Origin of the sequence: Curtobacterium sp. BRB10, assembly GCF_031844325.1 — a bacterium.
Lineage (GTDB): Bacteria > Actinomycetota > Actinomycetes > Actinomycetales > Microbacteriaceae > Curtobacterium > Curtobacterium poinsettiae_A.
Map to the genome: position 1 here is coordinate 152,835 of NZ_JAUZVA010000001.1, position 12,850 is coordinate 165,684.

Annotated in this window: 13 protein-coding genes; 6 read left to right on the forward strand and 7 right to left on the reverse strand. The window is 72.9% G+C overall.

All coding sequences use genetic code 11. The features are described 5' to 3' along the window. The first annotated feature begins 34 nt into the window (after nucleotides 1–34). From Q9R26_RS00770 to Q9R26_RS00780, 3 genes are all read left to right on the forward strand, one after another. A complete protein-coding gene (locus Q9R26_RS00770) occupies nucleotides 35–940 on the forward strand; it encodes a DMT family transporter (protein ID WP_182065134.1) in 906 nt (301 codons plus the stop codon). 152 nt (nucleotides 941–1,092) lie between these two features. Then, entirely contained in the window at nucleotides 1,093–2,679 is a 1,587-nt protein-coding gene (locus Q9R26_RS00775; RefSeq protein ID WP_182065177.1) for a long-chain fatty acid--CoA ligase, read from the forward strand. Between the two features lie 42 nt (nucleotides 2,680–2,721). Next, nucleotides 2,722–3,591, forward strand: coding sequence for a UbiA family prenyltransferase (locus tag Q9R26_RS00780; protein ID WP_182065133.1), 870 nt, complete (start codon nucleotides 2,722–2,724; stop codon nucleotides 3,589–3,591). Nucleotides 3,592–3,670: 79 nt separating this feature from the next. On the opposite strand, the gene Q9R26_RS00785 is transcribed toward Q9R26_RS00780, so the two are convergent. The 3 genes from Q9R26_RS00785 to Q9R26_RS00795 all read right to left on the reverse strand — a co-directional run bounded on the left by Q9R26_RS00785 (nucleotide 3,671) and on the right by Q9R26_RS00795 (nucleotide 6,790). Next, nucleotides 3,671–4,864 (reverse strand): NAD(P)/FAD-dependent oxidoreductase, encoded by a 1,194-nt coding sequence (locus Q9R26_RS00785; RefSeq protein WP_311226278.1) that lies wholly within the window; start codon nucleotides 4,862–4,864, stop codon nucleotides 3,671–3,673. Nucleotides 4,865–4,921: 57 nt separating this feature from the next. Then, nucleotides 4,922–6,151 (reverse strand): acyltransferase, encoded by a 1,230-nt coding sequence (locus tag Q9R26_RS00790; RefSeq protein ID WP_311226279.1) that lies wholly within the window; start codon nucleotides 6,149–6,151, stop codon nucleotides 4,922–4,924. 66 nt (nucleotides 6,152–6,217) lie between these two features. Then, a complete protein-coding gene (locus Q9R26_RS00795) occupies nucleotides 6,218–6,790 on the reverse strand; it encodes a TetR/AcrR family transcriptional regulator (RefSeq protein WP_209134158.1) in 573 nt (190 codons plus the stop codon). Between the two features lie 94 nt (nucleotides 6,791–6,884). Here Q9R26_RS00795 and Q9R26_RS00800 point away from each other — a divergent pair, with 94 nt between their 5' ends. Continuing rightward, nucleotides 6,885–7,799, forward strand: a complete 915-nt coding sequence (locus Q9R26_RS00800; RefSeq protein ID WP_311226280.1) for an SDR family oxidoreductase — start codon at nucleotides 6,885–6,887, stop codon at nucleotides 7,797–7,799. 326 nt (nucleotides 7,800–8,125) lie between these two features. Here Q9R26_RS00800 and Q9R26_RS00805 read toward each other — a convergent pair whose 3' ends face one another. From Q9R26_RS00805 to Q9R26_RS00815, 3 genes are all read right to left on the reverse strand, one after another. Further along, nucleotides 8,126–9,424, reverse strand: coding sequence for an NAD(P)/FAD-dependent oxidoreductase (locus Q9R26_RS00805; protein WP_311226281.1), 1,299 nt, complete (start codon nucleotides 9,422–9,424; stop codon nucleotides 8,126–8,128). A gap of 102 nt (nucleotides 9,425–9,526) precedes the next feature. After that, a complete protein-coding gene (locus tag Q9R26_RS00810; protein ID WP_311226282.1) occupies nucleotides 9,527–10,075 on the reverse strand; it encodes a dihydrofolate reductase family protein in 549 nt (182 codons plus the stop codon). A 21-nt stretch (nucleotides 10,076–10,096) separates the two neighbouring features. Beyond that, complete coding sequence (locus Q9R26_RS00815) at nucleotides 10,097–10,633, reverse strand: hypothetical protein (RefSeq protein ID WP_311226283.1); 537 nt, start codon at nucleotides 10,631–10,633, stop codon at nucleotides 10,097–10,099. A gap of 82 nt (nucleotides 10,634–10,715) precedes the next feature. Here Q9R26_RS00815 and Q9R26_RS00820 point away from each other — a divergent pair, with 82 nt between their 5' ends. Beyond that, entirely contained in the window at nucleotides 10,716–11,489 is a 774-nt protein-coding gene (locus tag Q9R26_RS00820) for an alpha/beta fold hydrolase (RefSeq protein ID WP_259580189.1), read from the forward strand. Nucleotides 11,490–11,560: 71 nt separating this feature from the next. Continuing rightward, nucleotides 11,561–12,256, forward strand: a complete 696-nt coding sequence (locus tag Q9R26_RS00825; RefSeq protein WP_209134150.1) for a triacylglycerol lipase — start codon at nucleotides 11,561–11,563, stop codon at nucleotides 12,254–12,256. 80 nt (nucleotides 12,257–12,336) lie between these two features. On the opposite strand, the gene Q9R26_RS00830 is transcribed toward Q9R26_RS00825, so the two are convergent. Further along, complete coding sequence (locus Q9R26_RS00830; RefSeq protein ID WP_247737634.1) at nucleotides 12,337–12,723, reverse strand: VOC family protein; 387 nt, start codon at nucleotides 12,721–12,723, stop codon at nucleotides 12,337–12,339. Nucleotides 12,724–12,850 lie beyond the last annotated feature (127 nt).

The following is a 12,850-nucleotide window of genomic DNA, read 5'->3' on the forward strand; positions in this document are numbered from 1 at the left end:
GCCACATGCCGCGCATCTGCCGAGACTGTACCTCGTGAACGCCCTCCTCTACGCCCTCGTCGCACTGACCTGGGGTTCGAGCTTCCTCTTCGCGAAGATCGGCCTCGACGGACTCGCCCCGCAGCAGGTCGCCACCGTGCGGACCGTGCTCGGCGGGGCGACGCTCGTCGTGGTGCTCCTGGCGACCCGGCGCCGGTGGCCACGGGAGCCGCGGACCTGGGCGCACCTGGCGGTCGTCGCGGTGTTCCTCAACGCGGTCCCGTCGTCGCTGATGGCGTGGGCCGAGCAGACGGTGCCGTCCGGGCTTGCGAGCATCTACAACGCGACCACGCCGATCATGACGCTGGCCGCGCTCGCGGTGCTCGTGCCGTCCGAACGGCTCCGCGGACGACAGGTGCTCGGGATCGTGCTCGGCATCGTCGGGGTGCTCGTGCTGGTCGGCCCGTGGGACGTCCTGACCGACCCGGAGGTACTGGCGAGCGTGCCGGGGCAGGTCGCACTGCTCGGCATGACCGCTTCCTACGGCGTCGGGCTCGCCTACCTGCGCCGGGTGGCCGTGGCGAGCGCGTACGACCCGGTCACGCTGGCGACGGTCCAGCTGACGCTGGCCTCCGGGATGCTCCTGCTGGTCGCGCCCGTCATCGCGACCGGTCCGGTGCAGCTGGACGGGAGGATCGTGGCCGCGATGATCGCGCTCGGTTGCGTCGGCACGGGGCTGGCCTACGCCTGGAACACGCGGCTCGTGCAGGCGTGGGGTGCCGGCCGCGCCTCCACCGTCACGTACCTGACGCCGGTGGTCGGGGTGGCGCTCGGGGTGCTCGTGCTGGGGGAGCGGGTGCGGTGGAACGAGCCCGTCGGCGGACTCGTCGTCCTGCTCGGGATCGCCCTGGCGTCCGGGGTGCTCATCCGGCGGCGCGAACCCACGGCGTCCGCCGCCTGACCGGCGCCCCGGGCCGAGCCTGCCTGAGTGGTCCGCCGGTTCGGGCCTGCCTGACCGGTCCGGAGGCTCGAGCCTGCCTGACCGGTCCGGCGGGTCCAGCCGTAGGATCGGCGGTGACGACGACGAGGTCGTCGAGGAAGACGGAGACCGGCATGCACGACACCCACACCACCCGCGCGACCGCGTCGGTCGCGGCGATCCTCGCCGAGTCCGCGGCACGGTACCCGGACGACGTCGCCGTCATCGTGGGCGACGTCCGCACCACCTACGCCGAGCTGTGGGCGCAGACCCTGGCCTACGCAGGGGCACTCCGGGCACGGGGCGTGACCGAGGGGTCGAAGGTGGCGATGCTCGTGCCGAACGTCGCGGACTTCCCCCGCGTCTACTACGCCACCCTGGCCCTCGGCGCGGTGGCCGTGCCCGTGCACGCGCTGCTGAAGCGCCGCGAGATCGAGTACGTCCTGCGCGACAGCGGCGCGACCCTGCTCGTCTGTGCCGCCCCGCTGCTCGGCGAAGGCGCCGCCGGTGCCGAGCTCGCCGGGGTCGACGTCGTGACCGTGCTCGCACCGGCGACGACGGACGACGGGTCCGCGGCCGGCCCCGACCGGCTCGAGGCCCTGGCCGCGCAGAGCGAACCGCTCGACACCTACGTGCCGCGGCACCCGTTCGACACCGCGACGATCCTGTACACGAGCGGCACCACCGGCCAGCCCAAGGGTGCCGAGGGCTCGCACTTCGCGCTGCTCGAACAGGTCAACACCAACCTGATGACCACGTTCGACATGCACCGCGGGGACGTCCTGCTCGGCGCCCTGCCGCTGTTCCACACGTTCGGGCAGACCTGCACGATGAACACCGGGTTCCGGACCGGCGCGACGCTCGTCATGCTGCCGAAGTTCGACGGTGACACGGCGCTCGCCGCGATGGTCGAGCACGGCTGCGGCATCTTCATGGGCGTCCCGACGATGTACATGGCGCTGCTCGACGCCGCGACCCGGTCCGAGGCCCGTCCGACGCTCCGGTACGCGATCTCCGGCGGGGCCTCGCTGCCGCTCGCGGTGCTCGAGCGGTTCCAGCAGGTCTTCGACGCGCCGATCCACGAGGGGTACGGGCTGACCGAGACCTCGCCGGTTGCCACCTTCAACCACGTCGGGCGACCGCCGCGGCCCGGCACCATCGGCACGGCGGTCTGGGGCATCGACGTCGAGATCGCCGACCCCGAGGTCCGCGACGCGATCGTCATGCTGCCGCGCGGCGAGATCGGCGAGCTCGTGATCCGGGGCCACAACCTGATGAACGGGTACCTCGACCGGCCCGAGGACACCGCCGAGGCCATCGTCGACGGGTGGTTCCGCACCGGTGACCTGGGCACGAAGGACGACGACGGGTACCTGACGATCGTCGACCGCACCAAGGACATGATCATCCGCAACGGCTACAACGTGTACCCGCGGCAGGTCGAGGAGGTCCTCGCCACCCACCCCGACGTCGCGATGGCCGCGGTGTTCGGCGTGCCGCACGCGGTCCACGGGCAGGAGATCGAGGCAGCGGTGGTCCTGCGCTCCGGCGCGTCCGTCGAGCCGCAGGTCCTGGTCGACTTCGTCGCCGCCGAGATCGCCGCGTACAAGTACCCCCGGGTGGTGCACGTCCTCGACGCGCTGCCGCTCGGCCCGAGCGGCAAGGTGCTCAAGCGCGAGCTCGTCGACCGCTTCGGCGTCCAGGTGCCCGCGGTCCCGTGACCGGCGGCACGACCGCGCAGGAGCGATCCGTACGCTGACCGGGTGACCGCCAGCCGCACCCCGTCGACCGCACGACTGCTCTTCGCGTCGTCGCACCCGGGGCCCACGGTCACCGTGACCGTCCTCGCCGCGGTGATCGCCGCCGCCGTGGGGCACCCCGTGTGGCTCGTGGTGCTGGTGGCGCTGACGGTCGTCGCCGGGCAGCTGTCCATCGGCCTGGCGAACGACTGGATCGACGCGGACCGCGACCGAGCCGTCGGGCGGAGCGACAAGCCCGTGGCCCGCGGCCTCATCGCTGTCGGCACCGTCCGCGCCGCGGCGTACGCCACCGCCGGGATCGCCGTGGTGCTCTCGCTGTTCCTGGGGCCGGTCGCCGCGGTCGCGCACCTCGTGCTGGTCGCCGCCGGGTGGGCCTACGACGCCGGGCTGAAGCGTTCGGTGTGGTCGGTGGCGCCGTTCGTCGTCGCCTTCGGGCTGCTGCCCGTCGTGTCCGTCGCGGCCGGGCCGGAGGGGCAGTGGCCGGCGTGGTGGGCGATCGCCACGGGGGCCGTCTTCGGCATCGCGATCCACTGCACCAACGTGCTGCCCGACCTGGTCGACGACGACGCCACCGGAGTGCGGGGCTTCCCGCACCGCCTCGGGCTCCGCGGCGCGGGGATCGTCGCGTTCGCCTCGCTCGTCGTCGCGGCCGCCCTGGTGCTCGGCGGACAGGTGCTCGGCGACGACCCCGTGCAGGGGCCCGGGATCGTGCTCGCGGTCCTCGGAGCCGTCGTGGTGGCGGTGCTCGCCGTCGTCGGCGTCCGGTTGGTGCTCGCGGGACGCGCATCACGCACCCTGTTCCGGCTGGTCATCGCGTCGTCCCTCGTGCTCGTCGTCGAGCTCGGCTTCGCAGGCGCGCGACTCGTCGCCTGACGACGCGGAACACACGGCGCGACCGCGCGACCGCCCGATCGCCCCGACCGCGCGCCGCGACTGCGCAGAACGCGGGCCGTCAGGCCCAGCGCATCGCGTAGAGCCGAGCCAGGCCGTGCGCGGTCGGCAGCGACAGGGCGGTCCGGAGCAGCGCCTCCCGGCCGGTCGCCGTGACGGGGCCGAGCGGACGGCCCAGTGCCATGTTCACCTCGGCCTGCCGTGCCGCGCGGCGGGCGGCTGCCTGGCGGCGGGCGGCGTAGCCCGGCCACGGACCGGCGACGCCGGTGTGGACCGCGCCCGCCAGCAGGGGCGCCAGCTCGGCAGCGTCGAGCCACCCGAGGTTCATGCCCTGCCCGCCGATCGGACTGATCTCGTGGGCGGCATCCCCGACGAGCACGACCCGGCCGACGCCGACGCGCTCGGCAGTGCGGCGGCGCACCCGGAAGCCGCTGGTCATCGAGCAGCTCGCGGGGTCGGGGACGACCCCGGTCCGTTCGGCGACGAGCGCGGCCAGGCGTACGACGACCGAGGCGTCGGGCGTGCTCGTCCAGCTGCCCTCGGCCGACGCGAACGCGTCGTCGTCCGGCACCAGGGCGACGTACCGGCGCCGTGCGCCCGGCAGCGGGAAGGACTCGACGACGCCGTCCGGGCCGACGTCGACCAGCGCGGCGGACCGTGCCGACGGCGCCTCGGGGTCGGCGAAGTCACCCATCACGTAGCGGTCCGGGTACTCGCGCCCGGTCGTCCCGATGCCGAGCAGGTCGCGGACGGCGCTCCGCGCACCATCGGCACCGACGACGAAGGCTGCGCGGAGCGTCACGGTGCCGCCGTCCTGTCCGGTCCCGACGGCGTCGACGTGGTCGGCCTGCCGGGACAGCGCGGTCAGGGTGGTCCCGGTCCGCAGGGCGCTCGGTGCGCTGGCCCGGAGCCGGTCCCGGAGCAGGGACTCGGTACGGTGCTGGTCGAGGGTGGCCACGTACGGATGGGTCGGTGATGCCCGGTCGAAGCGCAGGGTGCCGATGGTCCGACCGCGGCTCCGGGCCACGCCGGCGTGCACCAGTGACGCCTCGGCGAGCACCGCGGTGTCCAGGCCGATCGCGGCGAACGCGTCGAGGGACGGCGGGTGGATGCCGATGGCCCGCGAACCGGTCGGCGGCTCGGCCCGGCGTTCCCACACGCGGACGTCGACGCCCCGCGCCGCGAGGAGTGCCGCCAGGAACAGCCCGACGGGGCCGCCGCCGACGACGAGGACGTCGACGCGTTCGATGGGCACGTCGGCGAGCCTACGGTGACCGTTCACCGCGGCGTTCAGCGAGCAGAAGACGTCGGGTCAGCGGGCCGTACTCGACGTCTTCTGCTCACTCGATGTGCTGCGCGGGCCTGCTGCCCGGCGACCCGCTCGGACCCGTGCGCGGAACCGCTCGACGGGGACCTCGACGGCGTACGCGGCACCGATCGACACGATCACCACCGCGCCGACCAGGCCGACCGTGCCCCACGGGCCGATCGCGAAGGTGCCGAGCAGGGCGATCACCAGCGGGTGCCAGAGGTACGCCGAGTACGAGACCCGGCGGCCGAACCACGACACCGGCGTCCAGGCCAGGGCGGCCGACACCGGGGAGCGGACCGAGACGAGCCCACCGATCGTCACCGCTGCGATCAGCCCGGTCAGCGGCAGCACGATGCCGAACGTCGACGCGTGCCGCGTCCAGTCGTCGTCGATCCAGAGCAGCACTCCGACCAGCAGCACGAGACCGAGCCAGGTCGCCACGTGCCCGAGGATCCCGGCGGCCCGCACGCGCACCCGTTCGTCGTCGAGCAGCAGGGCCAGTGCACAGCCGGTCGCCAGCGGCACGACCCCGAGCACGGGCGAGAAGTAGACGTCGGGCGTGGCACCGCCGCTCGGGCTGCGGTAGCTCGCCCACGACGCCGCCGACGCCCCGACGACCAGGGCCCCGAGCCCCGTCAGGAGCCAGCGGCGACGGACCCGGAGTGCGGCGAGCAGGACCAGCACCGGCGGCCAGACCAGGTAGAACTGCTCCTCCATCGACAGGCTCCACGTGTGCGCGAAGACGCCCTGCGAGGTGTCCCAGAAGGCGCGGAACAGGTTGCCCGTGTAGGTCAGCGCGATGAACGCCGCTTCGCCCGACTGCAGCGAAGCGCCCTTGTAGTCACCGACCCAGTTCCAGAGCAGGAGCCCGACGACGACGAACGCGAGCAGTGCCGGGTACAGGCGGAGCAGTCGCTTCACCCAGAACGAGCCGAGGCGCACCCGCCCGGTGCGACGCCGTTCGCCGAGCAGCAGCGTCGTGATGAGGAAGCCGGACAGCACGAAGAACACCGTCACACCGATGAAGCCGCCCTCGAACTGCGGCACGTGCAGGTGGTACAGGACGACGACCAGGATGGCGAGGGTCCGGAGTCCGTCGAGCGCGGGTGCGCGGTGTGTCAGCGGGGGCGGGGGCGCCTGCTGCGTCCTCGCCCCGGAGTGCTCCGGGGCGGCCGTGCGGTGCTGTGGCTGCGCCTGCGTCGGCGCGTGGGTCAGCGTGGTCGTCGCCATGGTCCCTCCCCGCGCTGCTCGGTTGCGTGTCGCCGACCAGGGTCCTCCTCGCGGGTAAGAGGAGTCTCAACGAGCGGGGTGCACCAGACTCGTCAGGGCGTCGAGTCGCTCGTGGGCGATCGCGGCGAAGGGGCGGTCCTCGTCCGGTGCGATCCACTGGGCGAACGACAGGTGGAACACGGTGACCGCGGCCTCGGCGGCCATCGTCGCGACCGGCTCCGGCACCCCTCGCTCACGCAGGACCTCGCCGAGGCGGGCCTTCAGGGTGGCGAGCTTGCCGAGTTCCCGCTCGCCGAGGGCCGCGTTCGCGTCGATGACCTGCTGGCGCGCACGGGACCACGCTCGACGATCCTCGGGGAAGAAGTCGGCGCTGGCGTCCAGCGCGAGGCGGATCAGGTCGAACGGCGCGGTGCCCTGGGGGGCGGCGGTGATCGGGTCGACGAACATGGCGAGGAACCCGTCCTGTCCCGCGAACAGCACCTCGGGCTTGTCGGCGAAGTGCCGGAAGAACGTGCGCTCGGTGACCTCGGCCGCCGCCGCGATCTCGGCCACCGTCGTGCGGTCGTACCCCTGCTCGGTGAACAGCTGCAGGGCGACCGCCTGGAGCCGCGCGCGGGTGCCGGGTTGCCAACGAACCATGCCCGCAGTCTACTGATGACAGTGGCTGACATCGAGTGCTACGGTGATGTCAGTTCATGACATCGGGTCGTGGACACTGCGGAAGGAAACGCTCATGCACGTGTTCGTCACCGGGGCCTCCGGCTGGATCGGCTCACACACCGTCGACGACCTGCTCGCCGCCGGGCACGTCGTCACGGGGCTCGCCCGCTCCGACGCCTCGGCCGCGGCTCTCGCGGCGAAGGGCGTCGAGGTGCTCCGCGGCGACCTCGACGACCTGGACGTGATCCACCGTGGTGCCGCGGAGTCCGAGGGCGTCCTGCACCTCGCCAACAAGCACGACTTCGCGAACCCGGCGGTGTCCGACGCCGCCGAACGCGCATCGATCGAGACGATCGGCGGTGCGCTCGCCGGCAGCGATCGTCCGTTCGTGTTCGCCGCCGGGGTGGCCGGGCTCGCCTCCGGCCGTCCCGCCACCGAGGCCGACCCCAACCCCTTCGTCGGTCCGGACGCTCCGCGCGGTGGCGGCGAGAACCGCGGCTTCGACTTCGTCGAGCAGGGCGTCCGCGCCGTCGCAGCACGCTTCAGCCCGACCACGCACGGCACGGGAGACCACGGCTTCGTCGCGTACATCGTCGCCACCGCCCGGCAGCACGGGGTCTCCGCGTACATCGGCGAGGGCACGAATCGCTGGGCCGCCGTGCACGTGACCGATGCCGCCCGGCTCGTGCGGCTCGGCCTCGAGCAGGCACCGGCGGGCACGCGGATGCACGCCGTGGCGGAGACCGGCATCCCCACACGGGCGATCGCCGAGGCCATCGGCGAGGGTCTCGGGCTCCCCGTCACCTCGATCGACCCCGCCGACGCGCCAGCGCACTTCGGGTTCATGGCGTCGTTCTTCGGCATCGACATGTCCGCCACTTCCGATGCCACACGGGAACTGCTCGACTGGCAGCCGACCGGCCCGGGGCTCCTCGAGGACATCGCCGCCGGCGCGTACTTCGACGTCCGGGTGGCGCCGGCCGGCTGACGTCGTACGACAGCGTCGACGTCGGACGAAGTCGACCACGTCGTTCGTTGCACGCGCGCGCTGTTGCGAAGCGCGCGCAACGACCATGTCGCTGTCGGACGACGGCGACATGGTCGTTCCGCGTCAGCCGGCCGGCCACGCGGTCCCGGCCAGGCGTCGGCGCCAGCCCCGCGCACCACGCGCCGGCCGGGAGGCCCGGGGCCGGCCCGCACCGCGCCTCCAGGCGGTCACGCCCCGCGTCCACCGCACGCACACCGTGAGCAGGAATGGTCGGGTCCGACGTGCGGACGCGACCGTTCCTGCTCACGAAATGGAAACGCGCGCGGCTACTCGGCCTTCTGCAGCTGCCAGGGGTCCGGCTCGCGGTCGCCGTTCGGCCGCACCGGGCGCACGTCGCCGACGATCGGGATCGAGCGCTTCCGCATGAACCACACGTAGCGCACGAAGAAGTGCGTCAGGGTCGACATCCGGTTGCCGGCGCCGAGGAGGCTCGTGATGTGCACGAACACCCAGGCCAGCCAGGCGACCGGGCCGACCATCGTGATCCCGCCGCGCAGCTGGGCGACCGCGGCGTTCGTGCCGATCGTCGCCATCGTGCCCTTGTCGAAGTACTTGAAGCGCTCGGTGGCCTTGCCCTCGAGCAGGCGCACGATCTGCCGCGCCGAGTGCCGGCCGCCCTGCAGCGCGGGCTGGGCGAGCTGGGCGAGGGCGTCGTCCTGCGCGGCGATGTCGCCGGCGGAGAAGATCCGCTCGGCGCCCTTCACGCTCAGGTCGTCGTTCACCTGGATGCGGCCACCGTGGGTCTGCGGCAGGCCCCAGCTGGAGACCTCCTTGTGGGCGGCGACACCGGTCGCCCAGATCACCTGCGACGCGGGGATGAACTCGCCGTCAGCGGTCATCACGCCGTCGGGCTTGACCTCGGAGACGCCGGTGCCCAGCCGCAGCACGACACCGCGCTTCCGGAGCACCTTGGCGGCGTACCGGCGCAGGCGCGGGGCGAACGGCTTGAGCAGCTCGCCGCTGCGGTGCACGAGCGTGATGGAGATGTTGCCGCGTTCGATCTCCGGGTACGCGCCGACGAGTGCCTGGTCGCGGAGCTCGGCGAGCGCGCCGGCCATCTCGACGCCGGTCGCACCACCACCGACGATGACGATGCGGATCTCGTCGGGGCCCTGGTTCGCCGCCGCTTCTTCGAGCCGGGTGAACAGCTCGTCGCGGATGCGGAGCGCCTGCGAGCGGGAGTACATCGAGTACGCGTACTCGTACGCACCGGGCGTGCCGAAGTAGCTCGTGTTCACGCCGTTGGCGAGGATCAGGTAGTCGTAGTGCAGGTGCTCGCCGTCGGACATCTCGGCGATGCGCTCGTCGGTGCGGATGCCGGTCAGCAGGCCGTGACGGAACTCGGCGTTCGACTGGCGGGCACGGAGCGAGCGCAGGAAGTACGTCACGTCGCCGGCGTTCAAGCCACCCGTCGCCACCTGGTACATCAGGGGCTGGAACATGTTGTAGACGTGGCGGTCGACCAGGGTCACCCGGACCGGCGCATCGGCGAGCTCCCGCATGGCGGCCACACCGGCGAATCCACCGCCGACGATGACGACGTGCGGGCGGGTGTCCTGGGTCATGCTTGCTCCGGTGTTCCTCGGGTGCGGATGGTCACCCACGAGGGTACGCGCGGTTCGCCGGGGCGCATGACGGGTGGGGCCGGGAGGCCCGTGGTGCGTCCGTCAGGCGTCGAGCCGCCCGTAGGTGTTCAGCACGTTCCCCTTGCTCGTCACGGTGCTGTCGACCAGACGCAGCCGCGTGGGCGGGTCGGTCGGTTCGAACAGTCGTCGGCCACGGCCGGCGATCGCCGGGTGGATCATGAGCTGCAGTTCGTCGAGGACCCCGGCGAACAGCAGGCTGCGGACGAGCGTGACACTGCCGCACACGGCGATGTCCGCCCCATCGCGCTGTTGCAGTCCGCGGACGAACGCGGGGACGTCGCCCGGGATCCGCGTGCTGTTCTGCCAGGTCAGGTCGTCGCCGAGCGTGGTGGAGGCAACGTGCTTCTCGATCGGGTTGATCCACTGTCCGAAGGGGTCGTCGGCGTGGGCGGGCCACCACTCGGACCACTCCAGGTAGCTTTTCCGGCCGAGCAGCACGGTGTCGGTCCGGGCCATCCAGGCGCCCATCGCCGCACCGAGCTCGTCGTCGAAGCTGTCGTACTGGAACTCGTAGGGGTCCTGCACGACGCCGTCGACCGACGTGAACAGACCGGCAGTGGTCTTCCGCATGGGACGGATCGTACCCGTCGGTCAGCTGCCGGAGCCGTCGCTGCTGCTGCCGTCGCTCGTTCCGTCGCTGGTGCTCCCGTCGCTGCTGCCGGAGCCGTACCCGGGGGCCTGCCCGGTGCCGTTGCCCGGGAACCGGTTCGTGTCGGGCACCTGCGTGGTCGACTGCGTCCGGTCCGCACCGATCGCGTGGCCGATGGCGAATCCGACGCCTCCGCCGACGAGCAGCGCGGCGAGCCCGACGATCGCGGCGAGGAGCGGCCAGAACCACGGGGGCTTCGGGCCGGTGCTGCGGCGGGTGGTCGCAGCGCCGGCGCCGGCGCCGTACCAGGGGGTGGCGCCGTTCGGGGCGGTGGAGTCCCAGGCGCCCGGGTTCCTGGCGTCGGCGTCCGGGCGGTACGGCTGCTGCTGCTGCTGCTGCTGCTGTTGCGGCGCGGGGGCGTCGAGCGTGGAGGTCGACGTCGGGGACGGGGCGGCGCCCCAGCCGGTCGGAGCCGTCGCCCGGTTCACCCGGTCGGAGCCGTCCGGTTCGTGGCCGTTGGTGGGAGTGGTGTCGCTCATGCCAGGAGTGCACACGGCCCGGCTGTGTGCGGCCGATGACGAGGCTGACCCGGTGCTGCGAACCGCCGCGTAGCCTCGGCTCGTGCGCGCTGCTGTGGAGACCGTCCGGATCGACGGGTTGCCCGTGCGCCTGCACACCATGGCAGCGCGAGAGCCGGTCCGCGACGACACCGACCCCACCGTCGTGTTCGTCCACGGCATCGGGATGTCCCACCGGTCCTTCGCCCGGTCGCAGCGCGCCGTCGCCGCCGAGCACCGCACGATCAGCGTCGACCTGCCGGGGTTCGGCTGGCTGCCCGCGGCCGGTCGACGGCTGCCCATCGAGGAGCTCGGCGACGTGGTCGTGCGGGCGGTCCGCCACCTGGTCGACGGCGACCTGGTGCTCGTCGGGCAGTCGATGGGGGCCCAGGTCGTGGTCGAGTCCGCCCGGCGCCACCCGGAGACCGTCGCGGCGATCGTGCTCGTCGGTCCGGTGATCAACGCGGAACGGCGGTCGCTCCCGCTGCAGGCGCTCGACCTGGGCCGCGACGGCTTCGTCGAGGGGCTCCGGATGAACGGCGTCCTGGTCACCGACTACCTGCGGAGCATGCGGCAGTACACGCGTGAACTCCGGCCGATGCTCCGCTACCCGACCGAGCAGACGATCACCGAGGTGACGCAGCCCGTCCTCGTCGTCCGCGGCAGCCAGGACCCGATCGCGCGGCACGACTGGTCGGTTCGGGTCGCGGCCGCCGCGCCGGACGGCACCTTCGCGGAACTGGCCGGCCCGCACCACGTGCAGGAACGGCAGCCGGACGCCTTCGCGCGCCTGCTCGAGTCGTTCCGCGGCGCCGAGCGCCTGGAGGGGCTGCGATGACCCGGCCGGCCACGTCGGGGACGGATGCGGCGCGGACGGGGCGATCCGGGCCTCCAGGCCGTGTCCCGCTGGTGCGACGTGCGTGGTGGGCCGCACTCGACTGGGGGTACGCGGCGAGGTGGCAGGTCCGGAGCCTCGGCCCGACCACCGCGGACGACTACCGGAACGGCACCGGGCAGCCCGTCGTCGTGGTCCCCGGCGTCTACGAGACCTGGCACTTCATGCGGCCGCTGATGGACGCGCTCCACGATCGGGGACACCCGGTGCACGTGCTGCCCGTCCTGCGCCACAACCTGCGGCCCGTGCCCGACTCGGCGCGCGAGGTGATCGCGTACCTGGAGGACCAGGACCTGCGGAACGTGCTCGTGCTCGCACACAGCAAGGGCGGACTGATCGGCAAGTACGCGATGACGCAGCTCGACCAGCACGAGCGGATCGACCGGATGGTCGCGGTGTCGACGCCCTTCGCGGGCTCGGTCTACGCGCGGCTCGCGCCGGTGCCGCACCTGCGGGCGTTCCGGGCGGCCGACCCGGTGCTGGCGGGGCTCGCGCGGGAACTCGACGCGAACGCGCGGATCACGTCGGTGTACGGGGTGTTCGACACGCTCATCCCCGAGGGCAGTGCGCTCCAGGGGGCGACGAACGTGCGGCTGCCGGTGGGTGGGCACTTCCGGATCCTCGGTGATGCGCGGACGCGGTCGGCGGTGCTGGCGGCGGCGGACCCGGGTGAGGGCGGCGGCTCCCGCTCCGGCGGTCGTTCGCACTGAGTGACACCCCACGGGCGCGCGACCGCGTGCGGTGTCGGTCAGCGCGACTGCGCGGCAGCGGCGGCAGCAGGGGCAGCGCGTCACGCCCCGGGCAGGAACAGGCAGAACGGGTGGCCGTCCGGGTCGAGCAGTACCCGGACGTCGTCCTGTGGCTGGAACGCGGCCTGCCGGGCACCGAGCTGCTCGGCGCGCGCGACCGCAGCAGGCAGGTCCTCGACCTGGAAGTCGAGGTGCAGCTGCATGCCCGGGGCATCCTCGGTGCCGGGCCAGACCGGGGCGACGTAGGCCGGTTCGTACTGCACGGACAGGCCTGGACCCTCGTCGGGGCGCACGCGCACCCAGGTGGGCCCGTCCTCGTGGACGGTCCACCCGGTCAGGGCACCGTAGAACCGGCCGAGGGCGACCGGCTCGGGGGACTGCAGGACGGTCGCGGCGAGTGTCGGCATCGAGGCGTCTTCGCTGGTCATGCGGCGGAGCGTACGCCTGACGGTCAGACGGCGGCGGCAGTCCGGCAGCGGCTCCCGCTCCGGCGGTCGTTCGCACTGAGCGACACCCCACGGGCGTGCGACCGCGTGCGGTGTCGGTCAGCGCGGA